The organism is Cupriavidus cauae, from assembly GCF_008632125.1.
Lineage (GTDB): Bacteria > Pseudomonadota > Gammaproteobacteria > Burkholderiales > Burkholderiaceae > Cupriavidus > Cupriavidus cauae.
Genome location: NZ_VWRN01000034.1, coordinates 25,017 through 47,938 on the forward strand (window position 1 = coordinate 25,017; position 22,922 = coordinate 47,938).

Sequence of the window (22,922 nt, forward strand, 5' to 3'; positions counted from 1 at the left end):
GCCCTTGTGGTCGGCCTCATGGTCAGTCCCAGGCTCGGCATCAAGCTCTCCGTCACAGCCCGACCCGGACGATCTTCAGCGTATTGGTGCCGCCCGGCTGCCCCATCGGCTCGCCGACCGTCAACACGATGAAATCGCCGCGCTGCACCACGCCCTTGGCGAGCAGCAGCTCCTCGGCCTGTTCCAGCGCGGTGTCGCGGTCGGTGCTCGATTCCAGCGGCAGCGGCACCACGTTGCGATACAGCTGCATCTTGCGCTGCGAGGCCAGGTTCGGCGTCATCGCGTAGATCGGCACATGGATGCGGTGACGGCTCATCCACAAGGCGGTCGCGCCCGAGTCGGTCAGCGCGGCGATGGCCTTCACTTGCAGATGATAGGCGGTGAACAGCGCGCCCATCGCGATCGACTGGTCGATGCGGGTAAAGGTCTGGTTCAGGAAGTCGGTGTCGAGCTGGACCACTTCGGACTTCTCGGCCTCGACGCAGACCGCGGCCATCGCCTCGACGGTCTCGACCGGATAGCGGCCGGCGGCGGTCTCGGCCGACAGCATCACGGCATCGGTGCCGTCGAGCACGGCGTTGGCGACGTCCGACACCTCGGCGCGGGTCGGCACCGGGTTGACGATCATGCTTTCCATCATCTGCGTGGCGGTGATGGTCAGCTTGTTGGCCTCGCGCGCGAGCCGGATCATCCGTTTCTGCAGCGCCGGCACCGCGGCGTTGCCCACTTCCACGGCCAGGTCGCCGCGCGCCACCATGATGCCGTCCGAGGCCGCGAGAATTTCCTCCAGCACGCCGGGCCGGATCGCCTCGGCCCGCTCGATCTTGGCGATCATCCGCGCCTTGTGGCCGAACTGCTGGCCCGCCACGGCGGCGAGCTGGCGCGCCATTTCCATGTCGGTGGCATTCTTCGGGAAGCTGACCGCGATATAGTCGGCGCCCAGCGCCATCGCGGTCTTGATGTCTTCCATGTCCTTGGCCGTCAGCGCCGGCGCCGACAGGCCGCCGCCCTGGCGGTTGATGCCCTTGTTGTTGGACAGGTCGCCGCCGACCTTGACGGTGGTGAAGATCTCGTTGCCGATCACGCGGTCGACGCCCAGCACGATCAGTCCGTCATTGAGCAGCAGCAGGTCCCCGGGGCCGACATCGCGCGGCAGGTCCTGGTAGTCGAGGCCCGCGCGCTCCTGGTTGCCGAGCTTGCAGCCGGCGTCCAGCACGAAGGGGTCGCCCGCCTTCAGCGTGACCTTGCCGTGCTCGAACTTGCCGACGCGGATCTTCGGCCCCTGCAGGTCGGCCATGATCGCCACCTCGCGGCCGCAGGCCTGGGCGGCCTCGCGCACCAGGCGCGCGCGCTCGAGGTGGTCTTCGGCCACGCCGTGCGAGAAATTGAGCCGCACCACGTCGACCCCGGCCGCAATCATGCGGGTCAGCATCTCGAGCGTGCTGGAAGCGGGGCCGATGGTGGCGACGATCTTGGTCGAACGGGTCATCTGGTTTCCTTGTCCTTGGAGTGTCGCGGCGGGTTGCCGGCGGGTCGCCGGCGAGCGCTGCGGCTGCGGCCGCGTCCCGCGTCCGGTGAACGGCGGGCGGCCGGGTCCGGCGCTCAGCCCGCGGCGCGCTGCTCCAGGACTTCGAAGGCCGGCAGCTTCTTGCCTTCGAGGAATTCGAGGAAGGCGCCGCCACCGGTCGAGATATAGCCGACCCGGTCCGCGATGCCGTATTTGGCGATGGCGGCCAGCGTGTCGCCGCCGCCGGCGATCGAGAAGGCCTTCGACTCGGCAATCGCTTCGGCCAGCACCTTGGTGCCGTTGCCGAACTGGTCGAATTCGAACACGCCGACCGGGCCGTTCCAGACGATGGTGCCGGCGGCCTTCAGCTGCTCGGCCAGCATCGCCGCGGTGCGCGGACCGATGTCGAGAATCATGTCGTCGTCGGCCACGTCCTTGACGTCCTTGACGGTGGCCGCGGCGTTGGCGCTGAACTCCTTGGCGCAGACCACGTCGACCGGGATCGGCACCGAGGCGCCGCGGGCGGCCATGATGTCGATGATGGCCTTGGCTTCGGCGGCCAGGTCCGGCTCGGCCAGCGACTTGCCGATCTTCAGGCCGGCGGCCAGCATGAAGGTGTTGGCGATGCCGCCGCCGACCACCAGGTTGTCGACCTTGTCGGCCAGCGACTTCAGGATGGTCAGCTTGGTCGAGACCTTCGAGCCCGCGACGATCGCCACCAGCGGCCGGGCCGGCTGGCCCAGCGCCTTGCCCAGCGCGTCGATCTCCGCGGCCAGCAGCGGGCCGGCACAGGCGATCGGCGCGTACTTGGCGATGCCGTGGGTGGTGGCCTCGGCGCGGTGCGCGGTGCCGAAGGCGTCGTTGACGTAGATATCGCAGAGCTTGGCCATCTTCTGCGCCAGCTCGTCGCTGTTCTTCTTCTCGCCCTTGTTGACGCGGCAGTTCTCAAGCAGCACCACCTGGCCGGGCGCGACCTCGACGCCGTCGACCCAGTTCTGCACCAGCTTGACGTCCTTGCCCAGCAGTTCCGACAGGCGCTTGCCGATCGGCGCCAGCGAATCGGCCGGCTTGAATTCGCCCTCGGTCGGGCGGCCCAGGTGGGAGGTCACCATCACGGCGGCGCCGGCGGCCAGGCAGGCCTCGATGGCGGGCACGGAGGCGCGGATGCGGGTGTCCTCGGTGATATGGCCGGCGTCGTCCTGCGGCACGTTGAGGTCGGCGCGGATGAACACACGCTTGCCGGACAGTTTGCCTTGGGAAATCAGGTCGGATAGACGCAGGACAGAGGTCATGGCTCTTGCGGGAAAGATCGGAAAAACCGGCATTTTACCTGAACGGGGACCCCCTTTTGCGCAATTGCAACGGGGTTGCGACGCCCAGCGCACAAAGGCAGGTGAAACCCTCATCACATCCTGCTGACGGCCCCGCGTCAAACCCGTACCATAGCTTCTCGGCCACCGCAGGCGCCCTCGGGCGCCGCCATCGAGAAGCCGTCCCAATCAAGAAGAAAGAAGAAAGAAGGTCGAAGCCGACCGGGCCGTCGCAAGAGCCTGGCGGCGCATTGCTTTGTCGTCGGAACCAGGGGTAGTCGATGAACCAACGGGAAGTCCATGGCGCAGACCATGGGCGGCGCCAGCCTTTGCACGTGCCGCCCGCCGCCTGCCGCGCCATCGCGTCGATGCGGAGGCGGCAATGAACGACAGCGACATCCACGACACGATCCGCGGGCTCTACGAGGGCATCGTCGATCCGCAGGCGTGGCAGCGCAGCCTGCAGAACCTGCGCCGCGCGAGCGGCAGCACCCAGATGGGCATGGTCGTACTGGACAGGCGCAATGACCGCATGTCGGTGACCGAGCTGGCCAATCCGGTCGAAGGCCTGGCTCAGGCGTACCAGCAGACCTTTCAGGCGCTGGACCCGGGACGATCCTTCGCGCCGCGGATGCCGGTCGGCGGCTGGTACATCGATGCGCGCGAGCTGGGTGCGGGCACCATCGCGCGGCATCCCTTCTACGGCGACTTCCTGCACCGCTACGGCATGGGCTCGGTGATGGCCTGCCTGGTCGATCGCCAGCCCTACTACGAGGTCTATTTCTCGCTGCAGCGGCCAGTCGATGGGCCGCTGTTTGCGTACGAGGACGCGCGGGCGCTGGACTGGGCGATTCCGCATATCCGCCAGGCGATGGCCCTGCGCGAACGCACCAGCGCGCTGACCGCGCTGCAGCGCATGTCGATGCAGCTGCTGGACCAGCTGGCCTTCGGCGTGATCGTGTTGACGGCCGACGCGCGCGTGCTGCTGCACAACAGCGAGGGCGAGGCCTGGGTGCGCCGCCTGGTGCCGAATCCTGCCGCGCCGCGCACCGGTACTGGCGCCGGCACGGGCGACGAATGGAAGCTGTCGCGCCCGTTCACGGCGATGGTCCGCGCCGCTTGCGACGCCAACGCGCCGGTGCCCGCCCAGGCGGCGACGGCGCAGTCGCGCCAGGGCGCCCGCGCCCAGGTCATCGTGCTGCCGCTGCCGCCGTCGCACGCGATGGGGCAGGCCTGGCAGCAGCCGGCCGCGCTGGTCGCGATCCACGACGCCCGCGGCAGCTCGCCGCTGTTGCCCCAGGTACTGCGCGATCTCTATGGACTGACGCCGGCCGAGATGCGGCTGGCGACGCTGCTGACCACCGGCATCGGGCTGCCCGAGGCCTGCGAGCAGTTGCAGATCGGCCGCGAGACCAGCCGCACGCAGCTGAAGTCGGTGTTCATCAAGACCGGCACCAACAGCCAGGCGCAGCTTTCGCACCTGCTGACGCAACTGAGCGCCACGCTGAAGGCGCCGCGGGCCGCGCCCGATGGGGGCGGCTGACGTCTGCCCAGCGCCTGCCCAGTGCCTGCCCGACGTCTGCCCGACGTCTGCCCGAGGCTGCCCGATGGCTGCGATGGCTGGCCGAGGCTGCCCGATGCTGCCCGACGCCTGCCTGACGGCTAGGCCAGCAACCGCAACGCGGTATAGACCGCCATGCCGACCGCGATCATGCCGAGCATCTTGCGGGTGGCGAGGTAGAACAGCGCCGCCGCGATGCCGGCGATCAGCTTGTAGTTTTCCAGGCCGACGGTGAAATGGCCCTGCCAGGTCATCAGGTCGGGCAGGATGATGGCGGCCAGCGCGGCGGCGGGCGCGTAGCGCAGCGCCCGCTGCAGGCGGTCGGGCAGGCTGACGTGCTCGCCGGCCATCAGGAACAGGGCGCGCGTGACGATGGTCACCACCGCCATGCCGATCAGCGCGATCCAGATCTGCCAGTGGCTCATGCCTTGTCCTCCGCCGACGACGCGGCATGGCTGGCCCGAGTGCCAGCGTCCTTGCCGAGGTTCATGTTGACCGTGCCGGCCGCCTTGTCGCGCCGCCGCTTGTTTTCGATGCCGCGCAGCGTGGCGCGGGCCGCCATCTGGTCGCTCGCCATGCCGGCCGCGATCGCCCCCGCCACCGCCACCACCAGCCCGAGCCGGTACGGCAGGTCGAAGAAGAACAGCGCCAGCACCGCCGACACCGCGACCGCCATCAGCGTCGAGCGGGAATTGATCGTCGACACCATCACCGGGATCAGCGCCAGCGTGCCGGCCAGCGCCAGCCCCCAGCTGTCGGGAAACAGGCTGGCCAGCAGGATGCCGGCCAGCGACGAGACCTGCCACATCACGAAGTTGGTCAGCGCCATGCCCCAGAAATAGCCTTCCTTGCCGGGCTCGTAGCCCGGCGCCTGGTAGCGCTGCATGAAGAAGACGAAATGCAGGTCGCCGTTGAACGACCCCAGCAGCGTCCGGCGCCACAGCGGCAGATAGCTGAAGTGCGGCTGCAGCGCGGCGCTGAAGATCACGAAGCGCAGATTGACCACGGCGGCGGTCAGCCAGATCGTCCACAGCGGCATGCCGGCGGCGAACAACGGCAGCACCGCGAGCTGGGCCGAGCCGGCGTAGACCAGCAGGCTCATGCCGATCGCCTCGGGCACCGTCATCACCGACTTGCTCATGGCGACGCCGGTCACCAGCCCCCACGAGAAGGTCGCCGGCAGCGACGGCGCGAAACGGCGCGCGCCGGCCAGGAAGCCGGTGCGCTCGGCGGGCGGAAAGCGGGTCCAGAAATGGTGCAGGACGCCTTGCGTGGCACGATGCCAAAGGCGCAGCCAGGCCGGGGGCCGAGGGGAAGTCATGGAGCGGACGCGGTGAGGATTCCGGCCGATCGCGCGACGGCGATCCACGCGCCGCGCCGGCATCGCCGGACACCCCGCCGCGAGCGCGGCGGGTAAGGCGCCATTATAGGGCCTGGCGGGAATTGGGTAAGTGGGCGCTTAAATGATGCGGGCGGACAGCAATCACGCGCACTCTTTGGCCGTACGGGACGGGGACGAGGGCATCAATTCCGGTCCCCCGCCGACGCGCCCAGTTCCGCGATTGCCGCGTTCATGTCATCGACCGAAACGGGTCTGCCCGGTTTCGGCACAACGCCCTTCAGCCGCTTGACCGACCGGTGCGCCGAAATTGCCTCGTCGTTGCCTCTGGCTTCGTTCAGTACCGCGCTGCGCATGGCCTCCGCATCTTTTGCCGGCGGCATGCCGAACAGGCGGCGGTATTCGCGCGTGAACTGCGGCACGCTTTCGTAGCCCACGGCAAAGGCGGCACTGCTGGCCGTCATGCCGTCGGCCAGCATCAGGCGGCGCGCTTCGATCAGTCGCAGCTGCTTCTGGAATTGCAATGGCGACAGCGACGTGACCGCGCGGAAGTGCTGGTAGAACGACGATGGGCTCATGCCGGCGACGCCGGCGAGCCGCGCCATCGGCAATGGCCTGGTGAACTCCTCGCGCAGCACCGCCACGGCGCGCGCCACGCGCCGTGCATTGCCTTCCGGCCATCCCAGTTCGCGGATGGCCGCGCCATGCCGGCCGGCCAGCAGCCAGTAGTGCAACTCCCATACGCGCTGTGCATGGAGCACCGGCACCGCTTCCGGCCGCTCGAACAGGCGCATCAGCCGCAGCGCGGCGTCGGCGACCTCGGCCTCGGTCGGCTGGTACCGCACCGCCCCGCCATCGGCCGCCGGCAGGCTCTGCATCTGCGTGGCGAGGTCCGCGATCACGGCCGGCTCGAGGTCCAGCACCAGCGAGAGATACGGCGCTTCGGGGCTGGCCCGCGTGACCTGGCTGACGGTCGGCACGTCGGCGGTGATCAGCAGCGAGTCGCCCGCCTCGAAGGTGAAGGTCTGCGTGCCCATGGTGACCTGCTTGCTGCCCTGAAGCACCAGGCAGACCAGCGGCCGCGCGATGGCATGGAGCAGTCCGCTGGGAGCGGTCGCCCTGATCGTGGTCAGGCCGGGCACGGGCGTTTGGGCAAGGCCCTCGGGGTCGGCGTAGGCGTCCGTGTACCGGCGGACGGCATCGAGCAGGTCGGCGTTCATGGACGCAGCATAGCGCTGCCCTCCGGCGACGGCGAGCCGGCTCGGAGATTCAGGCAAGAAAGCGGGAGGAATTGGCTAAGACTATTGGCGTCGGAACTCCAATAATTCGAAGCACCATCAACCGAACCAAGGAGTGATCGCCATGACCAGAATTGCCCTCGTGACGGGCGCCAGCCGCGGGCTGGGCCGAGCCACCGCCCTGAGCATCGCCCGCAGCGGCGGGGATGTCATCGTGACCTACCAGCGCCGGGCCGACGAGGCGAACGCCGTCGTCGCCGAGATCGAAGCACTGGGGCGCAAGGCCTGTGCGCTGCAGCTCGACACCGGGGACGTCGGCAGCTTCGCGGCCTTCGCGCAAACGCTGCGCGCCGCCCTGCGCCAGACATGGCAGCGCGACACCTTCGACCATCTGGTCAACAACGCCGGCCACGGCGACTATGCGTTGATCAGCGACACCACGGAAGCGCAGTTCGACGCGCTGGTCAATGTGCACTTCAAGGGCGTCTTTTTCCTGACGCAGACGCTGCTGCCGCTGATCGCCGACGGCGGGCGCATCGTGAACCTGTCCAGCGGGCTGACGCGGGTGTCCTTCCCCGGCTACGCGGCGTACGCCGCCGTCAAGGGCGCGGTGGAAGTGCTGACCCGGTATATGGCGAAGGAACTGGGCGCGCGCGGCATCGCGGTCAACACCGTGGCGCCGGGCGCGATCGAAACAGACTTTGGCGGCGGCGCCGTGCGCGACAACCCGGAGATCAACAAGCTGTTCGCCGAGATGACCGCGCTGGGCCGCGCCGGCGTGCCCGACGATATCGGGCCGATGATTGCGGGCCTGCTGTCGGAGAGCCACCGCTGGGTCAACGCCCAGCGGATCGAGGTGTCGGGAGGACAGGGAATCTGAGGCGGCACGCCTGCAGAACGTGGCCGGCACATGCCGTGTGCATGGCCGGGACATGGCGGGCACATGGCGGGCAAGTGCCGGCGCCCCGGACCCTGACCGGGGCTGCTGCCTGGCGGGGCCGACCGGCGGCGGTGCCGCCAGCCCTATCTCAATCCGTCTCAGTCGATCGACGCCCCCACCGTCTTGACGACGTTCGCCCACTTCTGGCGGTCGGCCTTCACCGTGGCGCGGAACTGGTCGACGGTCTCGACGCGCGGCGTGTTGCCCGCCTCGACCAGCTTCTGGCGCACCGCCGGGTTTTCCAGCGCGACGCGCACGGCCTCGTTGACCTTGCGGGCGATCTGCGGGTCCAGCCCCTTGGGACCGAAGAAGCCGAACCAGATCGTGCTGTTGTAGTTCGGCACGCCGCTCTCGGCGATGGTCGGCACGTCGGGGATCACCGGCACGCGCTTGGCGGTGGTTACCCCGAGCAGGCGCACCTTGCCGGCGCGGTATTGCGGCAGCACGCTCTGCACCTGGTTGAAGATGCAGCAGACCTCGCCCTTGAGCACCGCCTGCAGCGCGTCCGGGCCGCCCTTGTACGGCACGTGGACCATGTCGAGGCCCGCGCGCGCGTTGAATTCCGCGAAAGCCAGATGCGTGCCGGTGCCGTTGCCGGTGGACGCGTAGTTGTACTTGCCCGGATTGGCCTTGACCTTCTCGATGAATTCCTTGACCGACTTGACGTCGATCACCGCCGGATTGACGGTCAGCACGTTGGACACCTCGACCAGCGGGGCGATCGGCGTGAAGTCCGCCTCGGCATCGAACGGCAGGTTCTTGTACAGCGCCGGGTTGATGCCATGGGTGGCGGCGGTGCCCAGCAGCAGCGTATAGCCGTCCGGCCTGGCGTGGGCGACCACTTCGGAGGCCACGTTGCCGCCGGCGCCCGGCCGGTAGTCGTACAGGATCGTGGTCTTGAGCGACTTCTGCAGCGAGTCCTGCAACGTGCGGCCGACCATGTCGACGCCCGAGCCGGCGGTAAAGCCCATCAGGATCGTGATCGGCTTGTTGTCGGGCCAGTTGGCCGGACCCTGGGCGTGCGCGGACGGAGCCAACGACAGGCAGGCGAGGCTGCCCAGGCTGGCCAGGGTGGCGGCAAGACGGGTCACGAGGCGGCGGGTCGAAGTGCGGGTCATGGCGGCAGGAATCGAAATACCAGGATGGAAAGGCAGGAACAGAGCCAAAAACGGCTCGGCCGGCGCGGCCCGCTGCCTGCGTGCGCTGCGGGGGCCGGATTCCAAAGCAAGTACGATACCAATGAATCGCCACTTTCCAAACGATTGAGTTCGCTTGAGCGTATGCCGTGCCGATATAAGCCCGGCACCACGGCCACTGGATCGCCCCCGATCCCCAGCCTGGCGGCGCCATACCGCCGCCTCGCCGCGTTGGCACGGGGTGTGCCGGGGCTTACAATGTCGCCTTTGCACCTTTTTGACGTTTTTGCGGGAGACGAGCATGTCGATGGCCGATCGTGACGGAAAGATCTGGATGGATGGCAAGTTGATCGATTGGCGCGATGCCAAGATCCACGTGCTGACCCATACCCTGCACTACGGCATGGGCGTATTCGAGGGCGTGCGCGCCTACAAGACCCCGGCCGGCACCGCGATCTTCCGGCTCAAGGAGCACACCCGCCGGCTGTTCAACTCCGCCAAGATCTTCCAGATGGAGATCCCGTTCGATCAGGCGACCCTGGAGGCGGCGCAGCGCGAGGTGGTCAAGGCCAACCAGCTCGAGTCCTGCTACATCCGCCCGCTGGTCTGGATCGGCTCGGAAAAGCTCGGCGTCTCCGCGCGCGGCAACACGATCCACGTGGCGATCGCCGCCTGGCCCTGGGGCGCCTACCTGGGCGAGGAAGGCATGGAGCGCGGCATCCGCGTCAAGACGTCCTCGTTCACCCGCCATCACGTCAACGTGTCGCTGGTGCGGGCCAAGGCCAGCGGCTACTACATCAACTCGATCCTGGCCAACCAGGAGGCGACCAGCCTCGGCTATGACGAGGCGCTGCTGCTCGACACCGACGGCTATGTCAGCGAGGGCTCCGGCGAGAACGTCTTCATCGTGCGCAACGGCGTGATCTACACCCCGGACCTGGCCTCCTGCCTGGACGGCATCACCCGCGACGCGACGCTGACGATCGCGCGCGACCTGGGCATCGAAGTCCGCGAGAAGCGCATCACCCGCGACGAGGTCTATTGCAGCGACGAGGCCTTCTTCACCGGCACCGCGGCCGAAGTCACGCCGATCCGCGAGCTCGATGACCGCGTCATCGGCGAAGGCCGCCGCGGCCCGATCACCAAGCAGATCCAGGACGCGTTCTTCGCCGCCGTCGGCGGCACCAACGAGAAATACCAGCACTGGCTGACCCTGGTCTGATGCCGGCGGCCCGGCCGCCCAAGGCGCCGGGCCCCGCCGCAGCACGAGCCAGAACCCTCCCCTGACAAGACTGACCCCGCAACACCATGACGCAAACCGCAAACGTCGTCGAAATCGGCGCCGAAGACCTTCCGCTGCACTGTCCCACGCCCAATACGCCGACCTGGAACTACCATCCGCGCGTGTTCCTCGATGTGGCGAACACCGGCCAGGCCAAGTGCCCGTACTGCGGCACCGTCTACCAGCTCAAGCCGGGCACCGTGCTCAAGGGCCACCACTGATCGCCCGCTCGTCCGTTCCCGCGCGCGGCCACGCTGGCGTGGCCGCGCCCGCGCCGCAACCAGCGCCGGCCCCGGCCGCCTTACCGGCAGGGGCCGCTTCGCCCGCCGGCGCCGAACGCCCCGTTTCGCTCTCGCCGCTCTGCCGCCCCGGTCACCTCCCGGGCGGCACGGCGGCGCCTTGCTTATGAACAAAGCCCTCGTCATCGCGCCCAACTGGATCGGCGACGCCCTGATGGCGCAGCCGCTGTTCGCGCTGCTCAAGCAACGCCATCCGCGTCTGGCCATCGATGCGCTCGCGCCGAAATGGGTCGCGCCCGTCCTCGCGCGCATGCCCGAGATCGGGCGCGTGTTTCCCAGCGACCTGGCGCACGGCAAGCTGCAGCTGTCGGCGCGGCTGATGTTCGCCCAGCAGCTGAAGAACGAAGGCTACGACGTCGCCTACGTGCTGCCCAACTCGCTGAAGTCCGCGCTGATCCCGTGGCTGGCCGGCATTCCGCTGCGGGTCGGCTATCGCGGCGAGGCGCGCTTCGGCCTGCTCAACATCCGCCACGCCAATCCGCCGAAGGACAAGCGTCCGCCGATGGTCGAGCACTATGCGCGGCTGGCGCTCAAACCCGGCGCGCGGCTGCCCGAGGGCCTGCCCGAGCCGCGGCTGCGCGTCGATCCGGCGCGCGTGGTCAAGACCGCCGAGCGCTTCGACATCGCGCCGCAGACCCGGCTGATCGCCTTCTGCCCGGGCGCCGAATACGGCCCGGCCAAGCGCTGGCCCGCCGCGCATTTCGCCGAGCTGGCGCAGATGCTGCGCCGCTCGTACCCGTACGCGCAGATCGTGACGCTGGGCTCGGCCAAGGACGGCGAGATCGCCGCCGAGATCTGCGCCGGCGCGCCCTTCGTGCGCAATCTGTGCGGCCAGACCTCGCTGGACGACGCGGTCGACCTGCTGGCACTGTCCGAGGCGGCGGTCTGCAACGACTCCGGCCTGATGCACGTGACCGCCGCGCTGAACCGGCCGCAGGTCGCGGTATTCGGCTCCAGCGATCCGCGCCATACGCCCCCGCTGTCACAGGCAGCGAGTATCATGTGGCTCCAGCTCGAGTGCAGCCCGTGTTTCCAGCGCGAATGTCCGCTCGGCCATCTGCGCTGCTTGCGGGAGATCGAGCCGGAAATGGTCTTCGTGGAACTGCGCAAGCTGCTGCACCGGCCCTGATGGAACCACCGCTGACTGAATAGCTGAACTGCGAATAGCTGAACCGCGTGCGCCGACCCGGCGCCGCCAGGCGCGTCCGGCGCGCCGTTGACTGACCCGCGATGGCCGTCCCCGCCCACACCGCCAGACACCGGCGACCGGGACGGCTTCGATTCATGGCCCGGCCTGCCGGCGGGGCCCACCGACCGATCCCGCCATGCCTCGCTTCGCCCGCCTGTTCGATTCCGCCGAAGACATCCTGGAAGCCTTTCGCGAGGCATTGAAGCTGCGCGATGCCGAAGGCGCGCTGAAGCTGTGGCTGGACGAGGATTCGATCACCTGCGTGATGCCCGACGGCCAGCGGCTGATCGGCCACGATCATCTGCGCCAGGCCTTCCTGCAGCTGCTGGACCGCCAGCCGGTGCTGATCGACGTGCTGGAAAGCAGCAGCCATTCGACGCTGGGCGTCTCCATCTTCGACGTCACCGAGGCGCTGCGCTTCGCCACCGACCGCGTCGAGGCCGACCTGTACGTGCACACCACCTACGTGCTGCTGCAGAACCACGAGGGCTGGCGCCTGGCACATATCCATTGCAGCCCGGCCAACGCCGCGCAGGTCACGATCTCGACCGCGACGGCCAAGCAGGCCCTGCACTGAACCGGCCGGGGAAACGCCCGGCATCCGACCACCCGCCGTCATGTCCCGCCCCGCCGACCTGCTCCGGCATCCGCCCTCGCCGCTGGCCGACCCGCACGGTTTCGACGCCCACGCGCGCATGCCATGGTGGCTGCGCGACGGCCATAGCCAGACCATCATCCCGGCAAGGCTGACGCGCCGGCCGCGCGTGAGCTTTCGCCGCGAACGCTGGGACACCCCCGACGGCGACTTCATCGACCTGGACTGGACCACGCACCCGGTCGCGCCCGGCACGCCGCTGCTGGTGCTGTTCCACGGGCTGGAGGGCAACTCGACCAGCCACTACGCGCAGTCGATGATGGCGGCGCTGCGCGAGCGCGGCTGGCAGGGCGTGATCCCGCATTTCCGCGGCTGCTCCGGCGAGCTGAATCTGGCGCCGCGCTTCTATCATTCCGGCGACTACGTCGAGATCGACTGGGTGCTGCGGCGGCTGCGCGAGCGGCATGCGGCCGATGGCCGGCGGCTGTATGCGCTCGGCATCTCGCTGGGCGGCAACGCGCTGCTGCGCTACCTGGGCGAGGCGCAGTCGAGCGCCGGTTTCCTCGCCGGCGCCGCCTCGGTGTCGGCGCCGCTCGATCTGGCGGGCGGCGGCGCGGCGCTGTCGCGCGGCTTCAACCGCGTCTATACGCAGATGTTCCTGCAGACGCTCAAGCGCAAGTCGCTGGACAAGCTGGCCCAGTACCCTGGCCTGTTCGACCGCGCCGCGCTGCTGGCCAGCCGCGACCTCTATGCCTTCGACAACGTGGTCACGGCCCCGCTGCACGGCTTTCGCGATACCGACGACTACTGGGCGCGCGCCGCCAGCAAGCCGGTGCTGCGCCATATCGCGGTGCCGACGCTGGTGCTGAACGCGCGCAACGATCCCTTCCTGCCGGCGCACTATCTGCCGGGCGCGCGTGACGTCAGCGGGCAGGTGCTGCTGGACCAGCCCGAGCATGGCGGGCACGTCGGCTTCCTGGCGCCGCCGCGCGACTGGCGGCGCCATCTGCCGCTGTCGTCGCTGCTGCCGGGCGGCGGCCATACCGACTGGCTGCCGGCACGGGTGCTGCGGTTCTTCGATAGCCTGGGCTGACAGGGTCTACGCTGGGAACGTAGTGTATTGCGGCGTATAGCGGGCCTGGTGCAGGCCTGCTGCGGGCCTGGTGCGGCCCTTCTGTCGGCCTGCTACGGGCGGGCGTACTGCAACGAGGCCGCAAGCCGCGCAGGCAAGGAGTTCAACAGGAGACGAGCATGGACGAAATCGTCAAGCAGGCGATGGCCCGCTGGCCCAATGTCCCCTACTGCTATGGCTGGCTCGCGCTGGACCGGCGCGGGCAATGGCGCATCCGCAACGAATACGCGCAGCAGCATGGGCTGTCCGGCGATCCGCTGCGGCATCCCGCGCTGGTGGCCTTTATCGAACGCAACTACGTGTGCGACGAGCATGGCGCCTGGTTCTTCCAGAACGGGCCGCAACGCGTGTTCGTCGAGCTTGCCTATGCGCCCTGGGTAGTGCGGCTCCACCAGGGACAGTTCCACACCACCTCGCAGCGGGCCTTCACGCCGCGGTCCTGCCATGCCGACGAGCACGGCAACGTGGTGCTGGTGGGCGAGATCGAGGGCGGGAATGAGGGCGGGAACGCGGGCAGGAACGAGGGCAGGAACGCGCTTCATGCCGCGCTGCTGCATGACCACGATCTCGACGCGTTCAGCAGCAGTTGCGACTGGCACGGCGAGGCCTGCGGCACGGACCTTGGCGTCTTTCACTTCGACGGCCGCGATCTGCCGATCGAGCCGATTGCCGAGGCCGAGGTGCCCCGGCGCTTCGGCTTCGTGCGGCAGCCGCGGCCGCAGCCGGCACCGCAGCAGCGGGCCCAGGAACCGCCGTCCCGCTGACGCGCGGGATGGCGCGCGCGGCGGCGGCGGGGGCCGCTGCGGCTTCCGCTTTGGCTTTGGCTTCGGCTTTGGCTGCGACTGCGACTGCGACTGCGACTGCGACTGCGGCTCAGTTCGGCATGCCCTTGTTGTCCTGCCGCTCTTCCCGATACTGCCGCTCGAGCTGGTGCAGCCGGGCATCGACCTCGGACAGCGTATAGAAGTCGCCGTCGCCGGCCTTGCGCGCGATCTGCAGCTGTTCGATCGCGGCCTGATAGGCGCCGTCGCGCGCGTACTTCTCGGCCAGCGCCTGATGCTGCTGCACGCGCTTGCCCTGCGCCGCGTAGGCGCGCGCCAGCAACTCCCACCATTCCGCGCGCGCGCTCTCCTCGCGGGTGCGCGAACGCAGGAACGTCACCAGCTCGTCGGCACGGCCGGCTCCCAGCAGCGTCTCCGCATACGACAGCGCGACCGCGTGCGACAGCGGGAAGGTCTTCATCGAGGCCAGCGCCTGGCGGACCGCGTCCGGCACCCGGCCTTGCGCGCGCGCCAGCTCGATCGCCATCACGTCGAGCATCGGGCTGCCCGATGACGCCCCGGGAATATTGCCGTACAGCCGGCGCGCCTCGGCCAGCGCCTGCTCCGCCTGCACCAGCCGGCCCAGCCGCTGCTCGGCAAACGCAATGCCGTAGTAGATCGCCGGCTGCCGCATCGGCGATGCGCTGGACAACTGGGCCTGCAGCGCGGCGCGCGCGTTCTGGATATCGGTGGGATTGGCTTCCTGCAGGATGCGCGCGCGCACCCGCGCGAATTCGTATTCGGGCGTGCTGCCGACCTTGCGCGCCGGCAGATGGCTGGCGCGGTCCTGCATGTCGGCGATCCGCTCGGAGGTCAGCGGGTGGGTGCGCACATAGGACGGCACCGAGCTTTCCGAGATGCCGGTGACGCGCTGCAGCCGGCGGAAGAAGTCCGGCATGCCCTGCGGATCGAAGCCCGCCGCCGACAGGATCTGGAAGCCGACGCGGTCGGCCTCGCGCTCGGCGCCGCGCGAGAACGACAGCTGGTTGGCCAGCGCCGCGCCCTGCCCGCCCATCGCCAGCGCGGCCGCGGCGTCGGGGCTGCGGGTCGCGGCCAGCCCGGCCAGCACCATCGACGCCAGCGCGATCCACATCGATTGATCCTGGCTGGTGATGCCGCGCGCGATATGCCGCTGCGTGACGTGGCCGATCTCGTGGCCGATCACCGACGCCAGTTCCGACTCGGTGTCCGACTGCACCAGCAGGCCGGTGTGCACGCCGATATAGCCGCCGGGCAGCGCGAACGCGTTGATGGTCCGATCGCGTACGGCAAACAGTTCGAAGCCGGTGGCGAAGGTGCCGCCGCCGGTGGTGCCTGCAAGGTTCTGGCGGCGCGCGGCCTGGATCAGCTTGTAGCCGAGCGCGTTCAGATAATCGGCCAGCAGCGCATCGGTGACGTACTGCGGATCGCGGCGGATGTCGCGCATGATGCGGTCGCCCAGCCGCTTCTCCATGTCGGGCGACAGCGCCGCGGTCGACGGGTCGCCCATGTCGGGCAGCTGGATGCCGTTGCTCTCGACCACCGGGTTGCCGCTGCGCAGGCCGAAGTCGGACTTCTGCCCAGCCTTCACGCTGCGGTTCAGGTTGTCGTAGACCTGATCGCTGGCGTCGCCCGGCAAGCCCAGCAACGGCGGCGCGATCGTCGGCACCGCCTTGCCCGCCGGCGCCGATGCGGCCTGGGGCCAGGCCGGCGTGGCCAGCGCCAGCATCAGCAGCGCCGCCAGCGGGCGACGCAGCACGGCAAGGCGGGGCCCGGCATGGCGCGATGCGGGCGCCGAGCGTGAACGTCCGGCGGCACGGGCATCGGCACGGCGATCGGCACCGAGATCGGCTTCGAGATCGGCTCCGAGATTGGCTTCGAGATCGGCACCGAAATCGGCACGGAGATCAGCACCGAAATCGGCTCCGGGATCGGTACCGGGATCGGCACGGGAATCGGCGCGAAGATCGGCGAGCGAAGCGCGCCGGGCGACGGGGCGGAAAATCAGCATGTTGCTATGATAGCGGCCTGGCGCGACCGTTCCGCGCCCGGCGGGCACCCCTGCTCTGCCGTCCTGCTTTCCGGATTTCCTGCGATTTCCTTCGATCCCCTCCCGCTTCGGTCCCAAACGTTCGACCCCAACCGTTCGACGCCAACCCTGCGACGCCAATCATGAGCAAGCTCACTCACTTCGATACCGCCGGCCAGGCGCATATGGTGGATGTCGGCGCCAAGGACGCCACCCACCGCGTGGCGATCGCCACCGGCACCATCACGATGGCGCCGGAGACCTTCGCGCTGGTGCGCGACGGCACCGCGAAGAAGGGCGACGTGCTCGGCATCGCTCGCATCGCCGGCATCATGGCCACCAAGCGCACCGCCGACCTGATTCCGCTTTGCCATCCGCTGGCGCTGACCAAGGTCGCGCTCGAATTCGCGCTGGACGAGGCGGGCAGTTCCGTGCACTGCACCGTGCGCGCCGAGACGCGCGGCCAGACCGGCGTCGAGATGGAAGCGCTGACCGGCGTGCAGGTCGCGCTGCTGACGATCTACGACATGTGCAAGGCCGCCGACCGCGGCATGGTGATGGGCGGCATCCGCCTGCTGGAGAAGCATGGCGGCAAGTCGGGGGATTGGGTGGCGCAGTAAGAGCGGCACGCCGAGGCCCGCAAGAGGGGCAATCAAGCCCAGGCAGCACGCCGGGCGGCCCCGCTTCCCTGCTTCCCTGCTTCCCTGCTTCCCTGCTTCCCTGCTTCCCTGCTTCCCCGCTTCCCCGCAGCCCCCGCCGCCCCGCTAGTGGCGCAGACCGAACGCAGCGACGTGCCGGCCCCCGGCGGGCAGATTGGCGGCCGCCAGCAGCGCGTCGGTGAGCAGGTCCTGTCCTTCCGGGCTCAGGTGGATGTCATCGAGATAGGCCACATCGCGTGCGCGGCGCTCGGCGTCGCGCATGCTCACGACCGGCACCTCGTATTCCTCGCACAGCCGGGAGAAGGCCTGCAGGCCGGCCGGCAGGCCGGCGCCATCCAGTTCGTCGCGCTCGTAGTGCTGTACCAGCCGGACCTGCACGCCGGCCCTCCTGGCCATCACGATCAGTTCGGCCAGGTCACGCAGCGAGGCGGCGCGATCGGCATCGGTCGATTCGCGCGCCGGTCCGGACGACTGATCCAGCCCGAGATAGGCGGGCAGATAACGGGTGGCGCCCTCCACCAGCGCCGACAGCGGCGGTTGCGAGGGATGGGTATCCGGCCGCAGCGGCGCGAAGGTCGGCACATCGCCATAATCGGCGCCGTTGACGACGATGATCGCGGTATCGGCGTCGAGAAAACCGAAGCGCCGCGCGTAGGCGAGCCAGTTGCCCGGCCCCCAGCTGAATGCCGCCACATTGCCCACGGTCGCCACCTGGCTGGTCCGGCCCAGCCGTACCCGCAATTGCTCGGTGGCAAGGCGCCCCTGGTCGACCTGCGCGCCGCCGTTGACGACGGAATCGCCGAACACCAGCACGCGCCGCTCCCCGGGCGCGCCTTTCTTCGGCTCGAAATCGTCCGAGCGCATGCCGTAGCGGTTGACCACATAGCGATGGCCGAAGCGCTTCACGCGCTGGTTGGGCTTGAGCAGGTACTCGATTTCCGGATCGGTCTGATAGAGCGGCGGATCGCCCAGGCCGAGGCCGGCGCGCGCCAGCACCTCGGTGGTGATGATGGCCACCAGTCCCAGCACAGCCACCGTCAGGATCCTTCGCTTGCCAGTCCGCATTCGTCTCTCCCGTGTGACACAGGCACCGGGCGAGTCTATGGGCCGGAACTGGCGTGACAAATCGTGCCGACGGATGAAATGCCTCGGCGCGGCGCTTCTCCGGAAACGAAGCCGCGCACGGCTTGCGGCAGCGCGGCATTCCTCCTTCGGACTACCGCCCTACCGTGGTATCGGTGTGGCGGCCCGGCGGCGCTGGACCCACTCGCAGAATTCGCGCGGCCGCCTGGCAGCGTCGACGCCCTCGCAATAGCCGGCGACGCGGGCGAACTGGGCGGCCTCGTCGCCGCGATAGTAGTAGCGCAGCCGCTCGAGCCATTCCCGGCCCTGCTCCGGCTCGCCATTGAGCGCCAACAGCCAGGCGCCGCGCGCGATCATCGTCGGGGTGGGCAACAGGTGGATCGCGGCGATATGCGGCGGCAGCCACGCATCGGCGCCGTCGGCGGTCAGCGGCGCGAGCTCGGCCCGGTGCGCCTCCGCGTGCTGGCCAAACCACAGATTCGGCGCGGGCAAGGTGTCGACCCGCGCCGGGCTGGCGTACTCGCGCGCTTCGACGCGGCGGTAGTCCTGCCACATCGTCGCGAGCACCAGGGCCGCGGCCACGCCGACCACCGCGGGCCCCATCGTGGCCAGCGCGCGCGGCATGCGCGTGACCGCCAGCGCGGCGGGCTCGAGCCAGCCCAGCAGGAAACAGAACGGCAGCAGGAAATACAGGTAGTGCAGCGGATATTCGAGCATCGAATGCACGCACAGCATCGCCAGCCACGTCAGCGCCGCCGCCGTGCGGGCGCGTTCCGCCGTATCGGCACGCCACAGCCTCGCGCGCACCACCCGCCATAGCCAGGCCGCCAGAAACAGCGCGACGCCGGCGGTGCCGACGATCCCGGTCTTGGCCAGCAGGTCCAGCACGGCGTTATGCGCGTGCAGCGACATCTCGACGGTGATGCCCAGGCGCGCCAGTTGCTCGAACTGTGCCCAGCCGAATTCGCCCCAGCCGACGCCGAACCACGGATGCGCGACGAACATCGCCCAGGCATGCGCCCACAGCGCGCCGCGCGCGGAAATCTGGTCGCCGGCCTGCAGTTGCGCCATGGTGTCGAACAGCGACCAGCCGAACGCCTGCCCCGCCGCCTTGATCGCAGGCTGCAGCAGCATCAGCATGGCCACCAGCGCCGCCGCCGCAAACACAAGGCCGGCGGGGGCGCGCAGGGACCAGCGCGCTGACGCCGGCGCCACGTCCTGCGCGGAGCGCGCCAGCCAGGCCGCGACCAGCGCATAGCAGGCGGCCAGCCCCACGTGCAGCACGCCAGTGCGCGAGCCGGACAGCACGACACCGCTTTCGACCAGCGCCACCGCGACCAGCCACGGCAGCGCGCGCAGCTTGCCGCGCGAGGCGAGCCACACCGACGCCGCCAGCGCCAGGCCATGCACGGTCGCCTGGTGGTTGGGCTGGTTCAGATTGCCCCATAGCCGGCGATTGGCGTCGTAGAAGTAATCGGACACCAGCCCGAAGCTGTCGCCCTCGAGCCGGAACAGTTGCACCCATTGGGCGAGCGTGCCGAACAGCCCTGCCGCCAGCCACGCCGTCGCGAACGCGGTCAGCACCACGTCGGCGTCGAGCGCGCGGCGATAGCGATGGCCAGCCCAGATCGCGCCGGTGGCGAGCAGCAGCGCGGCCAGCGTCAGGCTGCGGCTGCCGGTCACGTCGGGCTGACCGGCCAGCGTGGCGCCCGTGCCCAGGGCGATCAGCCACAGGCAGAACGCGGTCACGAACGGAACGCCGGCGGGGGTGGCGGCACCAACGGGGGCACCAGCGGTGGCACCAGCGGCGGCACCGGTAGCGGCACTGCGGGCGGCCCCATCGGCGGCGCGCAGCGTCGCGCACCACAGCACCAGCACGACGAAGGCCAATGCCGACGCCCACTCGCCGTAAAAGGTGGCCAGCGGCAAGGTGTGTTTGGAGACCAGCGGCGGCAACGCGACGGCCATCGCCAACAGCGGGCACGCCCAATCCAGCGCAACGTTCCTGCGCAAATTCACATTCGATTCCCGACGAAGGCGACACGCCCATGGGCGTGTCGCCGAGATGATCCTTGCGCAGTCCGGCGTGGCTGGCGTCGTCCGTCATGACACCGGCCCGGCTACCCGACTCCGCCCTCGCCTGCGATGTATCGGCGGGCGACTGGCTGTTCCTGAGGACATACTGCCTGGCGACCGCGTTCTCGATCGTGGTGGTGATCTCCCAGCTGACCGAGGTCGCGTTGACCGATGGCCGCAGCACGATGTCCCTGCCGTCGACCCCGGCGCCGAGCCCGCTGGCGGACAGCGTCAGCGTGATCACGCCCGGACCGCTGACGGTCGCCTGCGCGATCTCGCGGCTCCGCGCGAACGGCGGAATCGCGGCGGCCGCGTTGTCGTCATTGCAATCGTCCAGCACGCCGCCCGCTTCCTGCGCGCACAGGCTGACCGCCATCTTCAAAGGCGCGGCCGCGGTCAGCACGCTCGACAGCCTGGCCCGAATTGTATCGTCCCGATATTGCGGCACCGCGATGGCGGCCAGGATGCCGATGATGGCGACCACCACCATCAGCTCGATCAGCGTGAAGGCGCGATGGGTTCGATGAGTTCGAGGGGCCCCATGGGCATGATGGGCATGATGGGCGTGATCAGCGCGGCGGCCCCGCGGCAAGCGTGCGGCGACTGGCATGGAGCGGCTCCCGAACGATTGGACGGCCGACAGTATCGAGCGGGCGGACCGCGTTTCGCCGTCCATTCACAAAATTTGGCATCGAAGCCTTGCCCTGGGACCGGCGGCAGCGTCCATGAAAAAGCCCGGCAACGCTGGCGCGTGCCGGGCTCGGTTCGCATGGCCGCACCTGCCCGCAAGAGGGCAAGCGCGCCGGGCGGGGCGTCAGGCGGTCTGCGCGCCGCGCTTCTGCATCAGCTTGCCGATCACCACCACCAGGATCGCGCCGATGGCGCCGAACACCAGGTGGGCGTGGGGCACGTGCACCTCGAACCAGGCGGCGTCGACCGGATCGCTGACCAGCATCTCGCCGGCCAGATAGCCGAGCAGCGCGGCGCCGGCCACGATGATCACCGGGAAGCGTTCCATCACCTTCAGCAGCAGCGTGCTGCCGAACACGATCAGCGGAATCGACAGGCCCAGGCCGATCACCAGCAGCAGCAGCTGGCTGCCCTCGGGGCCCTTCTGCGCGGCGGCGGCGACCGCCACCACGTTGTCGAGCGACATCACCAGGTCGGCGATCAGGATCGTGCGGATCGCGGCCCAGATGTTGTCCTTGGCGTCGTGGCCTTCCTCGTCGTCATCGCCGGTCAGCAGCTGCACGCCGATATAGACCAGCAGGATCGCGCCGATGATCTTCAGGTACGGCAGGCTCAGCAGCTTGACCGCGGCGACGGTCAGCACCACGCGCATGATGATCGCGGCGGCGCTGCCCCAGAAGATCGCGCGCTTCTGCTGCGCCGGCGGCAGGTTGCGCGAGGCCAGCGCGATCACGACGGCGTTGTCGCCGGACAGCACGATATTGGTCAGGATGATGGATCCCAGTGCGATCCAGAACGTGGTGGACGACAGCAATTCCACTGCGTGGCTCCTCGAAGTCGATATTGGAATTGGAATGAAGACGGGGTGTCAGGGCCCAGCCAGCAACGGGACTTGCCCGTCCGCGATTGCGGCCTTTCGGATGTCTGACGCCCAAGACATTGAGATGTACCGCAGAAACCTTTCGTTTTGATTTCAACAAACCGGCAGATACATCAGAGAATGATCTATTTGTCGTTCCAGTGGCGCCAAAACGACAATGCCCTCGCGTGGAGCGAGGGCATTGCAGGGGAGCCGCGGCGGACCGCGGCCCCGGCCGATGGACCGGCAAGGCCGGCCCCGACCCGTATTACAGGATCGACTTCAGCAGACGGCCCATTTCCGACGGGTTCTTGGTGACCTTGATACCGCAGGACTCCATGATCTCCAGCTTGGCCTGCGCCGTGTCGGCACCGCCCGAGATCAGCGCGCCGGCGTGGCCCATGCGCTTGCCCGGAGGCGCCGTCACGCCGGCGATGAAGCCAACCACCGGCTTCTTCATGTTGTCCTTGATCCAGTAGGCGGCATTGGCCTCGTCCGGACCGCCGATCTCGCCGATCATCACGACCGCATCCGTATCCGGATCGTCGTTGAACATCTTCATCACGTCGATGTGCTTCAGACCGTTGATCGGGTCGCCACCGATGCCGACGGCCGACGACTGGCCCAGGCCCAGTGCGGTCAGCTGGCCCACGGCTTCATAGGTCAGCGTGCCCGAGCGCGACACCACGCCGATGCGGCCCTTCTTGTGGATGTGGCCCGGCATGATGCCGATCTTGATTTCGTCGGGCGTGATCAGGCCCGGGCAGTTCGGTCCGAGCAGCAGCGTCTTCTTGTTTTCGCGGCGCATGCGGTCCTTGACTTCCATCATGTCGCGCACGGGGATGCCTTCGGTGATGCAGACCACCAGGTCCAGGTCGGCGTCCACGGCTTCCCAGATCGCGGCGGCGGCGCCTGCGGGCGGGACGTAGATCACCGACACGGTGGCGCCGGTCTGCTGCTTGGCTTCCTTGACGCTCGCGTAGATGGGAATGCCCTCGAAGTCCTCGCCGGCCTTCTTCGGGTTCACGCCGGCGACGAAGGCGTTCTTGCCGTTGGCGTAGTCGCGGCAGCCACGGGTGTGGAACTGGCCAGTCTTGCCGGTAATACCTTGGGTGATGACCTTGGTGTCTTTGTTGATCAGAATCGACATGCTGTAATCCTTTGCTTGGCTGTCGCGGCGGGCGCCCGGCGCCACGCC

General features: G+C 68.8%; 20 protein-coding genes and 1 pseudogene. 9 read left to right on the forward strand and 12 right to left on the reverse strand.

Features of this window, described 5'->3' with window-relative positions; translation table 11 throughout:
- Positions 1-52 precede the first annotated feature (52 nt).
- Positions 53-1,489: a pyruvate kinase gene (gene pyk / locus F1599_RS12380; protein WP_149316828.1), complete on the reverse strand. Its 1,437-nt coding sequence runs from the start codon at positions 1,487-1,489 to the stop codon at positions 53-55.
- Positions 1,490-1,602: 113 nt separating this feature from the next.
- Complete coding sequence (locus tag F1599_RS12385; protein ID WP_149316827.1) at positions 1,603-2,799, reverse strand: phosphoglycerate kinase; 1,197 nt, start codon at positions 2,797-2,799, stop codon at positions 1,603-1,605.
- 400 nt (positions 2,800-3,199) lie between these two features.
- On the opposite strand from F1599_RS12385, the gene F1599_RS12390 reads away from it, so the two are divergent.
- Positions 3,200-4,360, forward strand: a complete 1,161-nt coding sequence (locus F1599_RS12390) for a helix-turn-helix transcriptional regulator (protein ID WP_149316826.1) — start codon at positions 3,200-3,202, stop codon at positions 4,358-4,360.
- A gap of 119 nt (positions 4,361-4,479) precedes the next feature.
- On the opposite strand, the gene F1599_RS12395 is transcribed toward F1599_RS12390, so the two are convergent.
- From F1599_RS12395 to F1599_RS12405, 3 genes are all read right to left on the reverse strand, one after another.
- Entirely contained in the window at positions 4,480-4,803 is a 324-nt protein-coding gene (locus F1599_RS12395) for an AzlD domain-containing protein (protein WP_149316825.1), read from the reverse strand.
- Positions 4,800-5,699 (reverse strand): AzlC family ABC transporter permease, encoded by a 900-nt coding sequence (locus tag F1599_RS12400; protein ID WP_223819612.1) that lies wholly within the window; start codon positions 5,697-5,699, stop codon positions 4,800-4,802. The genes F1599_RS12395 and F1599_RS12400 overlap by 4 nt, the downstream gene beginning before the upstream one ends.
- A 203-nt stretch (positions 5,700-5,902) precedes the next feature.
- Complete coding sequence (locus F1599_RS12405) at positions 5,903-6,937, reverse strand: AraC family transcriptional regulator (RefSeq protein ID WP_223819613.1); 1,035 nt, start codon at positions 6,935-6,937, stop codon at positions 5,903-5,905.
- Positions 6,938-7,079: 142 nt separating this feature from the next.
- Here F1599_RS12405 and F1599_RS12410 point away from each other — a divergent pair, with 142 nt between their 5' ends.
- Complete coding sequence (locus F1599_RS12410) at positions 7,080-7,835, forward strand: SDR family NAD(P)-dependent oxidoreductase (protein ID WP_150083302.1); 756 nt, start codon at positions 7,080-7,082, stop codon at positions 7,833-7,835.
- Positions 7,836-7,993: 158 nt separating this feature from the next.
- Here F1599_RS12410 and F1599_RS12415 read toward each other — a convergent pair whose 3' ends face one another.
- Positions 7,994-9,013, reverse strand: a complete 1,020-nt coding sequence (locus tag F1599_RS12415) for a Bug family tripartite tricarboxylate transporter substrate binding protein (protein WP_187829101.1) — start codon at positions 9,011-9,013, stop codon at positions 7,994-7,996.
- 319 nt (positions 9,014-9,332) lie between these two features.
- On the opposite strand from F1599_RS12415, the gene F1599_RS12420 reads away from it, so the two are divergent.
- The 6 genes from F1599_RS12420 (at position 9,333) to F1599_RS12445 (ending at position 14,292) form a co-directional block, all read left to right on the forward strand.
- The gene (locus F1599_RS12420) at positions 9,333-10,253 is read left to right on the forward strand and encodes a branched-chain amino acid transaminase (RefSeq protein ID WP_149316823.1); all 921 of its coding nucleotides are present in this window, start codon (positions 9,333-9,335) and stop codon (positions 10,251-10,253) included.
- Positions 10,254-10,339: 86 nt separating this feature from the next.
- Positions 10,340-10,534: a zinc-finger domain-containing protein gene (locus F1599_RS12425; protein ID WP_150083303.1), complete on the forward strand. Its 195-nt coding sequence runs from the start codon at positions 10,340-10,342 to the stop codon at positions 10,532-10,534.
- Between the two features lie 184 nt (positions 10,535-10,718).
- Positions 10,719-11,741 (forward strand): lipopolysaccharide heptosyltransferase II, encoded by a 1,023-nt coding sequence (gene waaF, locus F1599_RS12430; RefSeq protein ID WP_149316822.1) that lies wholly within the window; start codon positions 10,719-10,721, stop codon positions 11,739-11,741.
- A gap of 196 nt (positions 11,742-11,937) precedes the next feature.
- Positions 11,938-12,378: a YybH family protein gene (locus F1599_RS12435; RefSeq protein WP_149316821.1), complete on the forward strand. Its 441-nt coding sequence runs from the start codon at positions 11,938-11,940 to the stop codon at positions 12,376-12,378.
- Positions 12,379-12,496: 118 nt separating this feature from the next.
- Positions 12,497-13,489, forward strand: a complete 993-nt coding sequence (locus tag F1599_RS12440) for a YheT family hydrolase (protein ID WP_223819620.1) — start codon at positions 12,497-12,499, stop codon at positions 13,487-13,489.
- Between the two features lie 158 nt (positions 13,490-13,647).
- On the forward strand, positions 13,648-14,292 hold the full coding sequence (locus tag F1599_RS12445) for a DUF2946 family protein (protein ID WP_150083304.1): 645 nt from the start codon (positions 13,648-13,650) through the stop codon (positions 14,290-14,292).
- A gap of 109 nt (positions 14,293-14,401) precedes the next feature.
- Here the strand turns inward: F1599_RS12445 and F1599_RS12450 are convergent, their stop codons facing one another.
- Positions 14,402-16,339, reverse strand: a complete 1,938-nt coding sequence (locus F1599_RS12450) for a beta-barrel assembly-enhancing protease (protein ID WP_395895602.1) — start codon at positions 16,337-16,339, stop codon at positions 14,402-14,404.
- 161 nt (positions 16,340-16,500) lie between these two features.
- Between F1599_RS12450 and moaC the strand changes: the two genes are divergently transcribed.
- Complete coding sequence (gene moaC, locus F1599_RS12455; RefSeq protein ID WP_150083305.1) at positions 16,501-16,977, forward strand: cyclic pyranopterin monophosphate synthase MoaC; 477 nt, start codon at positions 16,501-16,503, stop codon at positions 16,975-16,977.
- Positions 16,978-17,121: 144 nt separating this feature from the next.
- On the opposite strand, the gene F1599_RS12460 is transcribed toward moaC, so the two are convergent.
- The 5 genes and pseudogenes from F1599_RS12460 to sucD all read right to left on the reverse strand — a co-directional run bounded on the left by F1599_RS12460 (position 17,122) and on the right by sucD (position 22,874).
- A complete protein-coding gene (locus F1599_RS12460; RefSeq protein ID WP_149316816.1) occupies positions 17,122-18,051 on the reverse strand; it encodes a hypothetical protein in 930 nt (309 codons plus the stop codon).
- Between the two features lie 189 nt (positions 18,052-18,240).
- On the reverse strand, positions 18,241-20,067 hold the full coding sequence (locus F1599_RS12465; protein WP_150083399.1) for a PglL family O-oligosaccharyltransferase: 1,827 nt from the start codon (positions 20,065-20,067) through the stop codon (positions 18,241-18,243).
- 286 nt (positions 20,068-20,353) lie between these two features.
- A pseudogene (locus F1599_RS26520) lies at positions 20,354-20,851 on the reverse strand (pilin); the annotation flags it as partial.
- Between the two features lie 138 nt (positions 20,852-20,989).
- Entirely contained in the window at positions 20,990-21,685 is a 696-nt protein-coding gene (locus F1599_RS12475; protein ID WP_150083306.1) for a TerC family protein, read from the reverse strand.
- A gap of 307 nt (positions 21,686-21,992) precedes the next feature.
- The gene (gene sucD / locus F1599_RS12480; protein ID WP_006576698.1) at positions 21,993-22,874 is read right to left on the reverse strand and encodes a succinate--CoA ligase subunit alpha; all 882 of its coding nucleotides are present in this window, start codon (positions 22,872-22,874) and stop codon (positions 21,993-21,995) included.
- Between the last annotated feature and the right edge of the window lie 48 nt (positions 22,875-22,922).

Excerpts from the sequence above, each read along its gene's own strand:
- pyk (WP_149316828.1), bottom strand. The coding sequence starts at position 1,489 with ATGACCCGTTCGACCAAGATCGTCGCCACCATCGGCCCCGCTTCCAGC.
- F1599_RS12385 (WP_149316827.1), bottom strand. The coding sequence starts at position 2,799 with ATGACCTCTGTCCTGCGTCTATCCGACCTGATTTCCCAAGGCAAACTG.
- F1599_RS12390 (WP_149316826.1), top strand. The coding sequence starts at position 3,200 with ATGAACGACAGCGACATCCACGACACGATCCGCGGGCTCTACGAGGGC.
- F1599_RS12395 (WP_149316825.1), bottom strand. The coding sequence starts at position 4,803 with ATGAGCCACTGGCAGATCTGGATCGCGCTGATCGGCATGGCGGTGGTG.
- F1599_RS12400 (WP_223819612.1), bottom strand. The coding sequence starts at position 5,699 with ATGACTTCCCCTCGGCCCCCGGCCTGGCTGCGCCTTTGGCATCGTGCC.
- F1599_RS12405 (WP_223819613.1), bottom strand. The coding sequence starts at position 6,937 with ATGAACGCCGACCTGCTCGATGCCGTCCGCCGGTACACGGACGCCTAC.
- F1599_RS12410 (WP_150083302.1), top strand. The coding sequence starts at position 7,080 with ATGACCAGAATTGCCCTCGTGACGGGCGCCAGCCGCGGGCTGGGCCGA.
- F1599_RS12415 (WP_187829101.1), bottom strand. The coding sequence starts at position 9,013 with ATGACCCGCACTTCGACCCGCCGCCTCGTGACCCGTCTTGCCGCCACC.
- F1599_RS12420 (WP_149316823.1), top strand. The coding sequence starts at position 9,333 with ATGTCGATGGCCGATCGTGACGGAAAGATCTGGATGGATGGCAAGTTG.
- F1599_RS12425 (WP_150083303.1), top strand. The coding sequence starts at position 10,340 with ATGACGCAAACCGCAAACGTCGTCGAAATCGGCGCCGAAGACCTTCCG.
- waaF (WP_149316822.1), top strand. The coding sequence starts at position 10,719 with ATGAACAAAGCCCTCGTCATCGCGCCCAACTGGATCGGCGACGCCCTG.
- F1599_RS12435 (WP_149316821.1), top strand. The coding sequence starts at position 11,938 with ATGCCTCGCTTCGCCCGCCTGTTCGATTCCGCCGAAGACATCCTGGAA.
- F1599_RS12440 (WP_223819620.1), top strand. The coding sequence starts at position 12,497 with ATGCCATGGTGGCTGCGCGACGGCCATAGCCAGACCATCATCCCGGCA.
- F1599_RS12445 (WP_150083304.1), top strand. The coding sequence starts at position 13,648 with ATGGACGAAATCGTCAAGCAGGCGATGGCCCGCTGGCCCAATGTCCCC.
- F1599_RS12450 (WP_395895602.1), bottom strand. The coding sequence starts at position 16,339 with ATGCTGATTTTCCGCCCCGTCGCCCGGCGCGCTTCGCTCGCCGATCTT.
- moaC (WP_150083305.1), top strand. The coding sequence starts at position 16,501 with ATGAGCAAGCTCACTCACTTCGATACCGCCGGCCAGGCGCATATGGTG.
- F1599_RS12465 (WP_150083399.1), bottom strand. The coding sequence starts at position 20,067 with ATGGCCGTCGCGTTGCCGCCGCTGGTCTCCAAACACACCTTGCCGCTG.
- sucD (WP_006576698.1), bottom strand. The coding sequence starts at position 22,874 with ATGTCGATTCTGATCAACAAAGACACCAAGGTCATCACCCAAGGTATT.